This is a genomic window from Streptomyces sp. BE303, from assembly GCF_036290945.1.
GTDB lineage: Bacteria > Actinomycetota > Actinomycetes > Streptomycetales > Streptomycetaceae > Kitasatospora.
This window is the reverse complement of the sequence record NZ_JAQYWZ010000485.1, coordinates 26,889-43,159: the sequence shown is the minus strand read 5'-3', so window position 1 is coordinate 43,159 and position 16,271 is coordinate 26,889. Positions and strand designations below refer to the sequence as shown.

Sequence of the window (16,271 nt, the reverse complement as noted above, 5' to 3'; positions counted from 1 at the left end):
CCCGGGGCGCACCGCGCCCGGGACGGCCGTGACCCGGCCGCCGACGGGGAAGGGTGGGCCCGGGGGCGGCCGTCCGCGGCCCGAGGGCTCAGGGGCGGGCGGTGGCGGCCGGGGTCGGGCGGCCGAGTGCGCCGGACTCCCCCATCTCGCTCATCACCAGCGCGAGCGCGCCCAGCACCTCGGCGCGGCCGCCCAGGGTGCCGGGGACGACCGAGAGCTGGCGGGCGGCGCTGGGGATGGCGTAGCGGGCCACCGAGTCGCGGATCGGGGCGAGCACCAGCTCACCGGCCTCCGCGAGGTCACCGCCGAGGATCACGCGGCGCGGGTTGAGCAGGTTGCAGAGGGTCGCCACGCCGGTGCCGATCTGCCGGCCGGCGTCGGCGATCACCCGGCGGCACCCGAGGTCGCCCTGGTGGGCCAGCTCGACCACCCGGGGCAGCGAGAGCTCCGGGCCGAGGGTCGGCACGAGCAGGTTGAGCAGGTAGCGCGAGCCGACGAAGGTCTCCAGACAGCCCCGGTTGCCGCAGCGGCAGACCGGGCCGGCCTCGTCCAGGGTGATGTGACCGATCTCGCCCGCGGTGCCGCCCGGGCCGCGGTAGATCTGCCCGTTGACCACCAGCCCGGCGCCGACGCCGCTCGCCACCTTGATGTAGGCGAGGTCGCTCAGCCCGCGTCCCGCGCCCCAGACCAGCTCGCCGAGCGCGCCGAGGTTGGCGTCGTTGTCGACGTGCACCGGCATGCCCAGCCGCTGGGCCAGCTCGCGCCCGGGGGCGATCCCGGTCCAGCCGGGCAGGATCGCGGTCGAACCCAGCGCGCCGGTCTCCACGTCGATCGGGCCGGGGACGCCCAGGCCCACGCCGATCACCTTCTCCGGCCGGAACCCGGCCTCGGCGAGGAGCCGTTCGACCAGGGCCTCGGCCCGGTCGAAGCCCTGCGCGGCCGAGACGTCGACGTCGATCGGGGCGCTCTCCTCGGCGAGCACCCGGTGCGCGAGGTTGCCGACCGCGACCCTCAGGTGGGTGTGGCCGAAATCGATCCCCACCACGATGCCCGCGTCCCCGCTGAGCGAGACGCTGCGGGCGCGCCGCCCGCCGGAGGAGGTGTCGGCGACCACGACGGTGCCGCTCTCCTTCAGTTCCCGGACGATGTTGGACACGGTGGCCGCCGAGAGACCGGTGCCGCGGGCGATCTCGGCCTGCGTCAGCGAGCCGGCCATCCGCACCGCGCGGAGCACCCGTTCCAGGTTGGCGCGGTGCAGTGAGGACTGCGAGCCCGGTGTGTCCGTGGACATGATCCACCCTCCCAAGGGCGCGGGGACCCCTCCGCCGGGCGTCCCCTTTCAAGTCCTGAAGCCTAGGGCCTGCGGCGAGGGGAGGGCGCGGTCATCCGTGAACGGGAGGAGCGGCGCCGGGGCGGTGGCGGCCCGGGGACGGGTGAGGACTCCGGACAGAAACCGGAGCGGGACCGGGGAGAGGCTGGGGAGAGAGCGGGGAGAACGGGGGCGCAGGGCGCCCCGGCACCGGCCCGCCGGGCCCTGCGGGCGGACAACCGGCCGGTCCGACCCCAGGTCAGGGCCGCGGTGCACGGCGATACGGGCGCCAGGGACCGTCCGAAAACCGTCCCCCCGTACGATGGTGCCCAATCTCACCCGTCCCACCGGCCGCGGACGTGAACCGGCCGGGGGACGCTTCCAGACATGACGGGGCATCAGATGGCAGGGGATCACCCTACGCCGGGGGCGGGCGACACGCCCGGCGGCGGTCAGGACAACCGGGGCGTCTCGCTCGGGCGCAAGCCCGGTGGCGTGGACCCGGCGGCCGTGGCGGACCAGCAGACACAGCTCGACGGGTCGGCGGTGCCCGGGCAGGCGGCGCCGCCCGCACCGGCCGGCGCGCCCCCGGCACCGGGCACGCCGCCGGCCCAGCCCCCGGCCGCGGGCCAGGGCTACGCCTACGCGCCCACCGCCCCCGCCTTCCCCGCGCAGGGTCCGCCCCCGGGCGCCCCGGTCGGCCCGTACGACCCGAACGCGGGCCAGCAGTTCGGCGCCCCGAACGCGGGCCAGCCCTACGGCTACGCGGCCCCGCCGCCCGCCGACGGCGGCGCCGGGTACGGCTACCCGCAGCAGGGCGGCTACGGCTTCCCCGGTGCGCCGGTGCCGGCCGCGCCCAAGCAGCGCAACCCCGTGATGATCTGGGGCGGCATCATCGGCGGTGTGCTGGCGATCGCCATCGTCGCCGCGCTGATCGTGCTGTTCACCGACGACAAGAAGAAGAACGACGACCCGCCGGCCGCGACCGGCGGCACCAGCGGCGAGGTCACCGGCGGCTCCACCAGCGGCACGACCACCGCCCCCACCACCGGGGCCACCAGCAGCCCGACCACGGGCGGCGGCGGCAAGGCCGGTGCCTACAACCTCGCGTGGGCCGCCGAGAAGCCGGCCGCCGGGGGCAGCAGCTCGCGGCTGCTCGCCATCTGGGGCGCCGAGAAGACCGCGGTGCGCGTCGACACCACCAGTGTCCGGGGGATCAGCACGGTCGACGGCAAGGAGGCCTGGAACATCCCGGTGCCGGCCGGCACCAAGGAGTTCTGCTCCGCCTCGTACAGCACCAACGCCAAGCACATCGCCGCGATCTCGCTGAACACCGGTGACAGCGACTGCTCCACCATCGCCGCGGTCGACGTCGCCGCCGGCAAGCTGCTCTGGACGGTCAAGGTCGGCCAGCAGCGGATGTCCTCCCCGTCGCTGACCGTCACCGACAAGGTCGTCGGCATCGGCGCCAACACGGCCGCCGCGATCAACATCACCGACGGCACCCCGGTCTGGGCGTTCCAGCCGCGCGAGAAGGACTGCAGCGTCTACGGCACCGCCGCCGGCGCCCAGATCGTCGTCACCGACCGCTGCTACGGCCTCAACACCACCGTCAAGTCGCAGCTGGTGGTCGTGGAGACGGACAGCGGCAAGGTCACCTCGCCCGCGCCGATCACGCTCGGCGGCACCATCGAGCGGGTCGACAAGGTCCTCTCGGACCAGCCGCTGGTGCTGCTGGTGACGAACGGTCCGAACGGCGACTACATCCTGCCGTTCGACAAGACCAACAAGGCCGGCAACCAGATGTCGGTCAAGGAGCCCGGCTACGACAGCCTGCGGCTCAGCGGCCAGGCCGACGCGTTCAGCCTGAACGTGATCAGCGGCACGACCCTGTACGTGCAGACCAACCCGACCAAGCCGGCGATCAACGCGTACGACCTGAACACCGGCAAGCGGCTCTGGTCGACCACCGGTGACGCCAAGGACGGGCTGCGGCTGGTCTCCGGCACCGACAAGGACGGCAAGGTCCGGGCCATCCTGGACATGGGCTACGGCAAGGACGCCAAGCTGGTGACCCTCTCGCCGACCGACGGTGCGGCGACCGAGCTCGGCGCCATCATCGAGAGCAAGAACGTCGACCTCAACATCGGCCTCAGCCTCACCGAGTTCGTGATGCAGTCGGACGGGTCGCTGTACGGCTTCGGGCGCAGCAGCTCCGACGCCCCGGTGGCCAAGTACGTCAAGAAGTGACGCCGCAACGGTGATCCCGCCGGACACCCGGCGGGACGGGCGGGGCGGGGGTGGTCCACGGACCACCCCCGCCCCGCCTTCGTCGTCCCCCCTCCGGCCCGGCCCGCCCCTCCCGTCCGACGGCCGCGGGCATATTCCTCCGGACCCGGCGGGCGGGCATGGCAGGATGCCAGGCATCAGCCTGACGAAGGAGTCCAGCGAGTGCCCGGCACCAACCTGACCCGTGACGAGGCCCGCACCCGGGCCGACCTCCTGCACGTGGACGCGTACGAGATCGAGCTCGACCTGAGCTCCGCCCGAGAGGGGGGCACGTTCCGGTCCACCACCGTGGTCCGGTTCACCGCCCGCACCCCCGGCGCGGCCACCTTCATCGACCTGGTCGCGCCGAGCGTGGAGGAGATCGTCCTCAACGGCGAGCGGCTCGACAACGCCAACTTCGCCGACAGCCGGATCGCTCTCCCGGGCCTCGCCGCCGAGAACGAGCTGCGGATCGTCGCCGACTGCGCCTACACCAACACCGGTGAGGGCCTGCACCGGTTCGTCGACCCCGTCGACGGCGAGACCTACCTGTACACCCAGTTCGAGGTGCCGGACGCCCGCCGGGTCTTCGCCTCCTTCGAGCAGCCCGACCTCAAGGCCGCCTTCACGTTCACCGTGACCGCGCCCACCGGCTGGGTGGTGGTCTCCAACTCGCCCACCCCGACGCCCGAGGACGAGGGCGACAGCCAGGTCTGGCGGTTCGAGCCGACCGGCCGGATCTCCACCTACATCACCGCGCTGATCGCCGGCCCGTACGTCGGTGTCTTCGACGCGTACCGGAACGGCGACCAGGAGGTGCCGCTGGGCATCTACTGCCGTCCCTCGCTGCGCGAGTTCCTGGACGCCGAGGCGATCTTCGAGGTCACCCGGCAGGGCTTCGACTACTTCCAGGAGAAGTTCGACTTCCCCTACCCCTTCGCCAAGTACGACCAGCTGTTCGTCCCGGAGTTCAACGCCGGCGCGATGGAGAACGCGGGCGCCGTCACCCTGCGCGACCAGTACGTGTTCCGGTCCAAGGTGACCGACGCCGCGTACGAGGCACGCGCCGCGACGATCCTGCACGAGCTCGCCCACATGTGGTTCGGCGACCTCGTCACCATGGAGTGGTGGAACGACCTCTGGCTCAACGAGTCGTTCGCGACCTTCGCCGAGGCCGTCTGCCAGGCCGAGGCCCCCGGCTCCAAGTGGCCCAACTCCTGGACCACCTTCGCCAACCAGATGAAGACCTGGGCGTACCGGCAGGACCAGCTGCCGTCCACCCACCCGATCATGGCCGACATCAACGACCTGGAGGACGTCCAGGTCAACTTCGACGGCATCACCTACGCCAAGGGCGCCTCGGTGCTCAAGCAGCTGGTGGCGTACGTCGGCCAGGACGCGTTCTTCGAGGGCGTGCGGGCCTACTTCAAGCGGCACGCCTGGGGCAACACCCGGCTCAGCGACCTGCTCGGCGCCCTGGAGGAGGCCAGCGGCCGCGACCTCAAGGCCTGGTCCACCGCCTGGCTGGAGACCGCCGGCATCAACGTGCTCCGCCCCGCCCTCACGCTCAACACCGACGGCGAGATCGAGTCCTTCGCCGTCCTCCAGGAGGCCCCCGCGCTGCCCGCCGGCGCCAAGGGCCACGCCGTGCTCCGCCCGCACCGGATCGCCGTGGGCCTCTACGAGCTGAACGACGGCGCCCTGATCCGCACCGACCGGATCGAGCTGGACGTCGACGGCCCGCGCACCGAGGTGCCCGAGCTCACCGGCCGGCACCGCCCGGCCGTCATCCTGCTCAACGACGACGACCTCTCCTACGCCAAGGTCAGGCTCGACGAGGACTCGCTGGCCGTCGTCACCGAGCACCTCGGCGGCTTCCCCGACTCGCTGCCGCGCGCCCTGTGCTGGGCCTCCGCCTGGGACATGACGCGGGACGGCGAGCTGGCCGCCCGCGACTACCTGACGCTGGCCCTCTCCGGCCTCCGGCGGGAGTCCGACATCGGCGTCGTCCAGTCGGTGCAGCGCCAGGTGCGGCTCGCCCTCGACGCCTACGCCGACCCGGCCTGGCGCGAGCAGGGCCTGTCCCGCTGGGCCGAGGCCGCCGAGGACCGGCTGCGCACCGCCGAGGCGGGCAGCGACCACCAGTTGGCCTGGGCCCGCGTCCTGGCCTCCGTCGCCCGGACCGACGGTCAGCTCGGCCTGATCGCCGGTCTGCTGGACGGCTCCGTCGAGATCGCCGGCCTGGCCGTCGACACCGAGCTGCGCTGGACCCTGCTGGGCCGGCTCGCCGCCACCGGGCGCGCCGACGAGGCCGCGATCGCGGCCGAACTCGCCCGCGACAACACCGCGGCCGGCCAGGAGCACGCCGCCAGCTGCCGGGCCGCCCGGCCGACCGCCGAGGCCAAGGCGGAGGCCTGGGCCTCGGTCGTCGAGTCGGACACGCTCACCAACTACGTGCAGGCGGCGGTGATCGGCGGCTTCCAGCAGACCGACCAGCGCGAGCTGCTGGCGCCGTACGTGGCGAAGTACTTCGCGGCGGTCAAGGACGTCTGGGAGTCCCGCAGCCACGAGATCTCGCAGCAGATCATCGGCGGGCTCTACCCGGGCCTGCTGGTCGAGCAGGCCACGCTGGACGCCACCGACGCGTGGCTGGACTCGGCCGACCCGGCGCCGTCGCTGCGGCGTCAGGTCGTCGAGGCGCGGGCCGGGATCGAGCGGGCGCTCAAGGCGCAGGCCGCCGACCGGGCGGCGGGCGCACGGGGCTGAGGTCCCGGCGCGGCCGACCGCCGTCCCCCCTGCCTCCCGCCGCGGGCCTTCCCGGTGGCGGGAGGCAGGGGGCGGGGGGCGGGGTCGGAGGCAGGGCCGGGGCGGGCGGGCGCACCCGGCGCGGAAACGCCCGAGGGGGCGCCGGACGTGGTCCGGCGCCCCCTCGGGGTCTTGCTGGGCTCTGTGGCCGGAAGGCCTGCGGCCGCTACTTCTTCTCCTTGCCGCCGCCGTACGGCAGCGCGGCCAGAGCGGCGATGATCACGAAGGACGCGATCGGGAGCACCACGAACAGACCGAGGGTCTGGGCGACGCTCAGGCCGCTACCCGGGTCGTCGCCGTCGTCCCTGGTGAGGGCCATGGCGGGCGACGACAGCAGCATCATCAGCGTGACCGTTGCGGTGACCGCGCCGGCTCGCAAAGCGTTCCTCTTGTCCACGATGCCAACTTACCCGCCACTTACGAGGGGCCGCTCGGCGGGGTCGGCCTTTCGGGCCCGGGCCCGGTCTGCTGCCCGACGGTCCGCAGCAGGTCAGCCAGGGCACCCGCGGCCGGAGCGGCGGCCAGCGCGTCCAGCGTGACCGGCCGGCCGGAGCCGTCCGCGACCGGAAGCCGCCAGTTCGGGTACTGGTCCCAGGTGCCCGGCAGGTTCTGCGGGCGCGGATCGCCCACCACGTCCGGCAGCCAGACCCCGACCAGCTCGGCCGGGGTGTCCGCCAGGAAGCGGTACAGCGCGGTCGCCGAGAGCGGCTCGTCCTCCCCCAGCAGGCCCAGCCGGGCCAGCTCGGCCCGCCAGTCGGCCAGCTCGGCCGCCGCCTCCGCCTGCTCGTCGCCGAGCGCCCTGGCCAGCAGGCCGAGCCGGTGCCGCAGCTCCACGTGCTCGCCCGACAGCCGGGCGGCCGTCGACGGCAGGTCGTGCGTGGTCAGCGTCGCCAGGCTGCCCGGGCGCCAGCGCCCGGGCGGCAGGATCTCGCCCTTCGCCTGCCAGTCCCGTTCGAACCAGAGCACCGAGGTGCCCAGCACCCCGCGGGCAGCCAGTTCCTCGCGCACACCCGGCTCCACCGTGCCCAGGTCCTCGCCGATCACCGCCGTGCCGGCCCGGTGCGCCTCCAGCGCCAGCACCCCGAGCATCGCCTCGGCGTCGTAGCGGACGTAGGCGCCCTCGATCGGCGCGTGCCCGGCCGGCACCCACCAGAGCCGGAACAGGCCCATGACGTGGTCGATCCGGATCGCGCCGGCGTGCCGGGCGGCGGCGCGGATCAGCTCGGCGAACGGCGCGTAGCCGGCCTCCGCCAGCGCGTCCGGGCGCCAGGGCGGCAGGCCCCAGTCCTGGCCGTGCGCGTTGAAGGCGTCCGGGGGCGCGCCGACCGAGATGCCGGTGGCGAGGACGTCCTGCAAGGCCCACGCGTCGGCGCCGTCCGGGTGGACACCGACCGCGAGGTCGTGGACCAGGCCCACCGGCATGCCGGCGGTGCGGGCCGCCTGCTGGGCGTGCGCGAGCTGCCGGTCGACCTGCCAGGCCAGCCAGCGGTGGAAGCCGACCCGGTCGGCCGACTCGGCGGCCTCGCGGGCGACGTGCGGGGAGTCCGGGTGGCGCAGCCCCTTCGGCCAGGCGTGCCGGTCGGCGCCGTGCTTCTCGGCCAGGGCGTTCCAGACCGCGTACCGCTCCAGCCACGCGCCCTCGCGGGCCCGGTACGCCTCGAAGGCGGCCCGCCGGACCGCGCCGTGCTCCGCCGCGTACCGCTCGAACCGCGCGTACAGCAGCTCCAGCGCGCGGCGCTTGAGCGCCCACACCCCGTCGCGGTCGATCAGGCCGTCGTGCTGCAGCACCTCGGCCCGCAGGCGGGCGGCGCGCAGGACCAGCCCGTCGGCCTCGGCGCGGTCCTCGCCGGTCAGGTAGGCGTACTCGGGGACCGCCTCGACCCGCAGGTGGACGGGGTCGGCGAAGCGGCGGGACGACGGGCGGTAGGGCGACGGGTCGGACGGGACGGCGGGCAGGGCCGCGTGCAGCGGGTTGATCTGCAGGAAGCCCGCGCCCAGGCCGGCGCCGGCCCACTGGGCGAGGTCGGCGAGGTCCGCGAGGTCGCCCATGCCCCAGGAGCGGTCCGAGAGCACGGAGTACAGCTGGGCGAGGAAGCCCCAGCTGCGGCCGGGCAGCGCGGGGAGCCGCTCGGGGGCGACGATCAGGTGGGCGGTGCCGGTCCGCCGCTCGTCCCCGGTCCGCCCGGGGATCTCGGCCCGCAGGACGTGACGGCCGAGCGGCAGGTCGGCGGGGAGCCAGTGGGCGTGGCCGCGCGGGAGGTCCCAGCGGCCGCCGTCCTCCAGCTCGACGGTCAGCCGCGCGTCGGCGGGCACGTCCAGTGCGGTCCGCCGGCCCGCCCGGACCACCACGGTCGGGGGCAGCAGGCGGGCGCGCTGTTCGGTGCGGTGGTGCTCCAGCGCGGCCCGGGCGGCGTCGGGGGTGGCCGCGTCCACGCCGAGCGCGGCCAGCACCGCGACCAGCGTCCGTGCGCCCGCCGGCACTCCTCCGGGCCCGTACCGGGCGTCCACTCCGTACGCCTGGGCCAGCGCCACCAGCTCCGGCGGAGGGGGCGGCGCGTCCTGCGCCGGCACCTCCAGGCCGTCGGCTCCGTCACGGTCGAGATAAGCGGCCACTCGCGGCTCCTGCGATGTCTCGGCAACGCCCAGTCAGGACAGCCACAGTCCTACCCGCGTGACGCCCCGGCGACCCTGCGCGACACACGGACCCGGGGGTGGCGCGGGAGCACCGGGTCCGCCGGGGGCGCGCGCACGGGACGTCGGCCGGGCCTGCGTCCCGCCCCCGGCGGGCGCGTTCGCGACCGGGGCTTTCGGTGCGGGGGCGAAGGGTTGGAGTCCGGGGTAAATCGGACAAAGTAGTCATACCCGTCGGCGACGTTGACACCGGGAGGGGTAGCTGGTGGGCTTTGGCGCGATGTGGTTCCTGGCGAGGAGGCTCCTGTGCAAGCCCGAGTGTCCGAGGTAGCCGGGCGGCGGCTGCGTCAGCAGCTGGAGCAGAGCCCGGCGCTGCGTGACGTGTTGCAGCACCCGGCGGCCCTCGCGGCGCGGCGGGCGACAGCACGGACCTGCCGTCAGCTGGCGCCGAGGACGGCGGACCGGCTGATCGCCGATCTCAAGGGGACGTCTCCGCTGCTGCCGTCGGTGCGCGCCGAGCGCGCGCTGGCCGCGCGGCCCGGGGCACCGAGCCGGCGGACCCTCCAGGTGGCGGCGACGCTGTCGGCGGCGGCCGTGGTCGGCGGACTGCTGGTGAGCGGTCCGGCCGCGTACGCGTACTCGCCGGGACCGGACGTGGTGAGCACCGCGAGCAACGCGGCGCAGACGCCGCTGGGCAACGTGAGCAACCCTCAGGTGTTCCCGCGTCCGCAGGAGATGGGCGTGGCCGGGAAGCCGGTCACCGTGCCGACCGGCGTCACCCTGGTGGTCTCGCCGAAGGCGGACCACGGTGCGGTGGACGCGGTGCACGAGGTGCTGGGCGTGGCCGGGGCCACCGTGATCACCCCGCGGTCGGAGCCCGGCACGCCGGTCGCCGGCGACCTGGTGGTGTACGTCGGCGGGCCCGCCGAGGGCGCGGGCGGCGCGACCGACCGGGTGCTGCGGGAGCTGACCGCGGCCGCGGGCGGCAAGGACACCGCGGCGCCGACCACGGCCGGGATGCCGGCCGGCGGGTACGTGCTGTCGGCCGGTCAGCTGCCGGTGCAGGGCGGCGGGACGTACGGCGTGGTGGTGCTGGCCGGCACCGACGCGGCGGGCACCTTCTACGCCGCGCAGTCGCTGCGCCAGCTGCTGGCCGTCGTCCCGGCCGGGCAGGGGCAGGCGCCGGGTGCGGCCGGTCTCGGGCTGCCGGGCGTCACGCTGCGGGACTGGCCGTCCGGCGCGCCGGTGCGCGGCACCGCCGAGGCGTTCTACGGCACCCCGTGGACCCAGCAGCAGCGGCTCGACCAGCTGGACTTCCTCGGCCGGGCCAAGCAGAACCTCTACCTCTACGCGCCGGGCGACGACCCGTACCGGCTCTCCCGCTGGCGGGACGCCTACCCGCAGGGGAAGGCCGACGACCTGCGGGCCCTGGCCGCCCGGGCCGCGCACAACCACGTGACGGCCGGGTACGCGATCGACCCCGGTCAGTCCTTCTGCTACAGCTCCGCGAAGGACGCGGACGCGCTGGTGGCCAAGCTGGACGGGCTGCGGAAGCTCGGCTTCGGCGCGTTCCAGCTGCAGTTCCTGGACGTCTCCTACGACGAGTGGCACTGCTCCGAGGACCGCGCGAAGTACGGCACCGGGCCGGCCGCCGCCGCCAAGGCGCAGGCCGAACTGGCCGGCCGGGTGCAGGACCGGCTGATCGCCCGCAACCCCGGGCTGGCCGCGCTCTCGGTGGTGCCCACCGAGTACCACCAGCAGGGCGCCACCCCGTACCGGACCGCGCTGGCCGCGGCACTGCCGCCGGGCGTCCAGGTCGCCTGGAGCGGGGTCGGCGTGATCCCGGAGCGGATCACCGGCACCCAGGCCGCCGACACCGCGAGCCTGTACGGGCACCCGCTGGTCACCATGGACAACTACCCGGTCAACGACGCCACCCCGGACCGGCTCTTCCTGGGGGCCTACACCGGGCGCGACACCGAGGTGGTGACCCGTTCGGCCGTCATGCTGACGGGCGCGATGCAGCAGCCGGTCGCCTCCCGGATCGCGCTGGCCACCGCCGGTGACTTCGCCTGGAACCCCGCCGGGTACAAGCCGGAGGAGTCCTGGCAGGCCGCGCTGCGCTCGCTGGCCGGTCCGACCGCCTCGGCCGCGACGCCCGCCGGCGCGGCCCTGGCCGCCGTCACCGCGCTGGCCGGCAACAGCGCCTCGTCGCCGCTCGCCAAGCAGGAGTCCGGCTACCTGCTGCCGCTGCTGGATCGGTTCTGGGCCACCGCCGAGCCGACCTCCGGCGTGGCGCCCGACCTCGCCCGGCTGATCGAGGCGGCCGCCCCGCTGCGGGAATCCTTCGCCGCGATGGCCGGCGCGCAGCAGACCCTCGCCTCGGCGCCGGCCACCGCCCAGCTGGCCGCCGAGTCCGCCTCCTGGCTTGCTCCGCTGCGCGACTACGGCCTGGCCGGACAGGCGGCCGTGGACATGCTGGTGGCCCAGCGGGGCGGCGACGGCGGGGCCGCCTGGAAGGCCCGGGTCGAGCTGAACAAGCTCCGCGAGCAGCTCGGCCAGAGCCCGGCGACGGTCGGCGCGGGCGTGCTCGGCCCGTTCCTGGAGCGGGCGCTGCGGGCCGCCGACACCTGGGCCGGCGTGCTCGACGGCGGCGTCACCCCGACCACCACCCTGGGCACCGCGCACGACCACCTCCCCGCGCTGATGACCGACGGTGTCGCCGACACGTTCTACTGGAGCTCGGCGCCGCCGCAGCCCGGCGACTCGGTCGGTCTGGACCTCGGCGACGGCCGCCCGGTCGGCAGCGTCACCGTGCTGATGGGCTCCTGGGGCAACGGCCCGGACGGCCAGAACGCGCTCGACGACTACCTGCGCGAGGGCGTGCTGGAGTACTCCACCGGCGAGGGCGGCTGGAAGCGGCTGGCCCAGGTGAAGAACCAGAAGTCCGTCTCCGCCCAGCTGCCCGCCGGGACCGTCGTCCGGGCGGTCCGGCTGCGTGCCACCTCGGCGCAGAAGACCGCGGTCGCGGTGCGCGAGTTCTCGGTCACCGCGCCGGACGAGGCACCGGCCAGCGTCTCCGGCGGCCCGGCCGCACTGCCCGGCTCCTCGGCCGCCGCGGTGCTGGACGGCAACCCGGACACCGCCTACCGGGCGGCCACCGCGCCGACCTCGCTGGACGAGCCGCTCACCGTCGAGCTGGGCGCCGCCCGGCCGCTGGACCGGCTGACCATCCTCACCGACCCGAACGTGCGTGCCTCCGCCGCCGTCGCGGTCCGGCGCGCGGACGGCAGCTGGGCGGAGATCGGCACCATACAGCCGGGCTGGAACGAGCTGTCGGCCGGCGGGCTGCCCGCCGACGCGTTCCGCCTGGCCTGGAAGCCGGGCGGGCAGCCTCCGGTGGTCAACCAGGTGATCCCCTGGTACGCGGACGCCCCGGCGGCCCGGCTCAGCCTGGCCGACACGGCGGTCGACGCGGTCATCGGGGCCGGCGCGCCCGTCCAGGCCCGGGCCACCGTCGAGGCCGGCCGGCCGGAGGGGGTGACCGGCGAGCTGCGGACGGAGGTGCCGGCCGTCGCCAAGGGGCTGACCGTGACGCCCGCGACCGGTGTGAGCGTGCCGCGCGGCGGCCGGGTCGGCGTCCCGCTGCTGGTCACCGCGGGGCCGGACACGCCGTCGGGCACCTACCAGGTGCCGGTGGTGTTCGTGACCGGGCAGACCAGCATGCGGCAGGTGCTCCAGGTGCACGTGGTGCCGCCGACCGGCGGGCCGGACCTGGCGATCACCGCCGAGGCGACCTCGTCGGCCGACGAGACGCCGCACTTCCCCGCCTCGGCCGTGGCCGACCAGGATCCGAAGAGCCGGTGGTCCTCGCCGGCCGCCGACGACGCCTGGGTGCAGCTGGAGCTGCCGCGGGCCGTCCACCTGGGCTCGGCGGTGCTGCACTGGCAGGCCGCGTACGCCGCCGCGTACAAGATCCAGGCCTCGGCGGACGGCCGTTCCTGGACCACCGTGGCGACGGTGGAGGACGGCAGGGGCGGCAACGAGACGGTGCGGTTCGACGCGCCGGGGGCGAAGTACCTGCGGGTGCAGGGCGTGGCCCGGGCCACCAAGTACGGCTACTCGCTCTGGGGCGTCGAGCTGTACGCCGTCGCCGCGGCGGCGGGGGCGACCCCGCCGGTGACACCGCCCCTCACGCCGCCGGTGACGCCTCCGGGCGGGCAGCCCGGCGGTGGCGGCCAGCAGGGCGGCGGACAGCAGGGCGGCGGACAGGCCGGCGGACAGCCGACCACGGTGCCGACCGCCCCGGCGACCACCCCGGCGCCGTCCGCCACGCCCACCGGGCCGACTCCGGCCCCGTCCGGCTCGACCGGCGCCCCGACGGGTCCGCCGGCGAAGCCGTAGCGGGGGTGCCGGACCGGGCGCGGGTTCCTGCGCCCGGTCCGCCCCCGCGGGCACGCACGGCCGCCCGGGCACGGGCACGCGGGGCCTGCGTGCGCACGGTGGGCGGGAGCGCGGCCGGGCCCGGCAACGCGGCGGGCCGCCGCGCTCCCCGTTTGCGGGGTGCGTGGCGGCCCATGAGGCGTACCGGGAAATCTGTCGGGCAAGCCCTTGTGGAGCGGTGGTCAGGCGGAGAGCGGTTCGGGCTGCTCACCGCGGCGGACGGGTGCGGAGTGGGCGGAGTGGGCCGAGTGGGCGGAGTGGGCCGAGTGCGCCCGGCCGAGCGGCACCGGATGGGTGGCCTCGGTATGGTCGTGGTGTTCGTACTCGCCCCACTGCGGGGCGCGCAGCTGGTCGCCGCCGCCGTACGGCTCCAGGTAGGGCCGCCAGCGCGGATCCTTGATCCCGGTGCCGATGATCCGCCAGGCCAGGCCGGACGGCGGGGCCGGCGGGCGCTTCATCCGCCAGCCGAGTTCGGTGAGGTGGCGGTCGGCCTTGGTGTGGTTGCAGCGGCGGCAGGCGGCCACCACGTTGTCCCACCGGTGCTGGCCTCCCCGGCTGCGCGGGATGACGTGGTCGACGCTGGTGGCGGCGGCCCCGCAGTAGACGCAACGGCCGTGGTCGCGGGCGAACAGCGCCCGACGGGTGAGCGGGACGGGCCCGCAGAACGGGACCCGGACGAAGCGGGTCAGTCGGACGACGGACGGCGCCGGAAGGGCGCTGGTGGCGCTGTGCAGAGTGACACCCGAGTCCTCGAGGCTGACTGCCTTGTGATTGAGGACGAGGATGAGTGCGCGGCGCATCGATACGACGCCGAGTGGCTCGTAGGACGCGTTGAGGACCAGGACATGCGGCACGGATGCCTCCTTGGACGCCTGCGGCGCGTGGCTCGCGCCGGGACGAGCGGTTGGATCACACAGCGGGTGCGTGATCTCCCCCAGTGTCGCCTTACGCCTTTGTACGGCGCCACCACTCCTGTGTAACGGACCTGACGTGAACTCCGGATGTGGCTTCTGTCATACCCGGTATGCCCGGGGGAAGGGCGGGTTGCACCCCGGTGCCCGGAGGGTGCTCCGGGGCGCCCTCGCGGGGGAAGGCTGGGCCGGTCGGAGCAGCGGGGCGCACGGGGCGGGAACCGGTCGGACCCCGTCGGAGCAGCGCGGACGGCGGGCCCGGCCGGAGGGGGCGGCGGGGGTGAACCGCGGGGCGGGCGGGGCCGCGGGCAGCGCGCCGGGGCGTTGACGGGGCGTCCGTCCGGCCGCCGCGCGCCCTCGGAAGAGCGGTGGCCGGACCGTGGGAGAGCCGTGGGAGGGCGGTGCAGAGGCCGTCGGCGTGTCAGGGTGCCGGGTGGGCGGCGGATAGGGTAGAGCGGACGGTCCGCAGGCCAGGGGCGTGCCTCCCGGGTGTGCCTCCGCGGCGGCGGGCTGTGCCACGCACCCTGCAGGAAGGTCCCGCACGTGTTCAGGTCCGGTGCCGCCGGCCTCCTCGCCGACGCGTCCGTCACGCCGTCGGCCTCGACGCCGAACCCGTCCCCCAGTCCCACGGCCCCGGGGCTGCCGCAGCTCGACCTCAGAATCCCGACCAGCGCGCAGGAGGTCTCCGACACCACCCGGCAGGCCGCCAGCTGGTTCGACTCGCACTGGCAGGAGTGGCTGGCGAGCGGGGTCCGGATCGTCTTCATCGTCGTGCTGGCCCTAGTGCTGCGCGCGATGGTCCGCAAGCTGATCTCCCAGCTGATCGCGCGGATGGTCAAGCCCGGCGAGGGCGAGGACGAGCCCGGACGGCTGGGCGGGCTGCTGGCCAACACCGGGGTGGTCAACCCCGAGCGGCGGCAGCAGCGCTCGGAGGCGATCGGCTCGGTGCTGCGCAGCGTCGCGTCCTTCAGCATCCTGGGGACGGCCGCGCTGATGGTGCTGTCGGCGCTCGGGGTGAACCTGGCCCCGCTGCTGGCCAGTGCCGGTGTGGCCGGTGTGGCGATCGGTTTCGGCGCCCGCAACCTGGTCACCGACTTCCTCTCCGGGGTCTTCATGATCATGGAGGACCAGTACGGCGTCGGCGACGAGATCGACACCGGGGTGGCCACCGGCACGGTGCTGGAGGTCGGCCTGCGGGTGACCAAGCTGCGCGGCGCGGGCGGCGAGATCTGGTACATCCGCAACGGCGAGGTGAAGCGGATCGCCAACATGAGCCAGGGCTGGTCGACCGCCTCGGTGGACGTCCAGGTCGGGTACAAGGAGGACCTGCTGCGGGTCGAGGCGCTGATCCAGGAGACGGCGGAGGCCCTGGCCAAGGAGGCGCCGTTCGACGAGCTGGTCTGGGCGCCGTTCTCGATCCTGGGCGTGGAGTCGGTGGCCGTGGACTCGGTGGTGCTGCGGGTCGAGGCGCGGACGGCTCCGGGCAAGTCGCTGAGCGTGGCGCGGGCCCTGCGGCAGCGCCTGAAGGTCGCGTTCGACCAGGCCGGGATCAAGGTCAAGGAGGAGGTCGCGCCGGTCGCCGCCGATGCGGGCGCGGCCACCGGAACGGCCACCGCCGGGGTGGTGCTGACCACCGCGTCGGCGGCCTCGCCGGGCGCCGACCCGGCACCGCCGTCGGCGCTGGCCGACCCGAACTCGCCCCGCTACCAGGCGACGGCGCCGATACCGGCTCCCGTGAAGCCGGTCGACGACGCGGCCAAGGCGCCCTGACCGGGTAGCGGGCCGCCGCCCCGGCGGAGCCCGTGAACGAACGAGGGCCCCGTCTCCGCGCACGCCGGAGGCGGGGCTCACTGCTGCCCGGTAACGCTTCGGCATCCACCGGGGGAAGGGCCATTGACACCCTC

At 75.1% G+C, this 16,271-nt stretch carries 7 protein-coding genes and 1 pseudogene; 4 read left to right on the top strand and 4 right to left on the bottom strand.

Features of this window, described 5'->3' with window-relative positions:
• Positions 1–88: 88 nt before the first annotated feature.
• Positions 89–1,291, bottom strand: coding sequence for an ROK family transcriptional regulator (locus PUR56_RS10010; protein ID WP_329882065.1), 1,203 nt, complete (start codon positions 1,289–1,291; stop codon positions 89–91).
• 420 nt (positions 1,292–1,711) lie between these two features.
• Between PUR56_RS10010 and PUR56_RS10005 the strand changes: the two genes are divergently transcribed.
• Positions 1,712–3,559: an outer membrane protein assembly factor BamB family protein gene (locus tag PUR56_RS10005; RefSeq protein WP_329948613.1), complete on the top strand. Its 1,848-nt coding sequence runs from the start codon at positions 1,712–1,714 to the stop codon at positions 3,557–3,559.
• 201 nt (positions 3,560–3,760) lie between these two features.
• On the top strand, positions 3,761–6,343 hold the full coding sequence (pepN, locus tag PUR56_RS10000) for an aminopeptidase N (protein ID WP_329948612.1): 2,583 nt from the start codon (positions 3,761–3,763) through the stop codon (positions 6,341–6,343).
• A 205-nt stretch (positions 6,344–6,548) separates the two neighbouring features.
• Here pepN and PUR56_RS09995 read toward each other — a convergent pair whose 3' ends face one another.
• The gene (locus tag PUR56_RS09995) at positions 6,549–6,779 is read right to left on the bottom strand and encodes a hypothetical protein (protein ID WP_329948611.1); all 231 of its coding nucleotides are present in this window, start codon (positions 6,777–6,779) and stop codon (positions 6,549–6,551) included.
• A gap of 20 nt (positions 6,780–6,799) precedes the next feature.
• Complete coding sequence (gene malQ, locus PUR56_RS09990; RefSeq protein WP_380359653.1) at positions 6,800–8,959, bottom strand: 4-alpha-glucanotransferase; 2,160 nt, start codon at positions 8,957–8,959, stop codon at positions 6,800–6,802.
• Between the two features lie 360 nt (positions 8,960–9,319).
• Here malQ and PUR56_RS09985 point away from each other — a divergent pair, with 360 nt between their 5' ends.
• Positions 9,320–13,417, top strand: a complete 4,098-nt coding sequence (locus PUR56_RS09985) for a beta-N-acetylglucosaminidase domain-containing protein (RefSeq protein WP_329948610.1) — start codon at positions 9,320–9,322, stop codon at positions 13,415–13,417.
• Positions 13,418–13,806: 389 nt separating this feature from the next.
• Here the strand turns inward: PUR56_RS09985 and PUR56_RS09980 are convergent.
• Positions 13,807–14,310 (bottom strand): annotated as a pseudogene (locus PUR56_RS09980) (HNH endonuclease); the annotation flags it as partial.
• A gap of 600 nt (positions 14,311–14,910) precedes the next feature.
• On the opposite strand from PUR56_RS09980, the gene PUR56_RS09975 reads away from it, so the two are divergent.
• Positions 14,911–16,137: a mechanosensitive ion channel family protein gene (locus PUR56_RS09975; RefSeq protein WP_329948609.1), complete on the top strand. Its 1,227-nt coding sequence runs from the start codon at positions 14,911–14,913 to the stop codon at positions 16,135–16,137.
• The last annotated feature ends 134 nt before the right edge of the window (positions 16,138–16,271 follow it).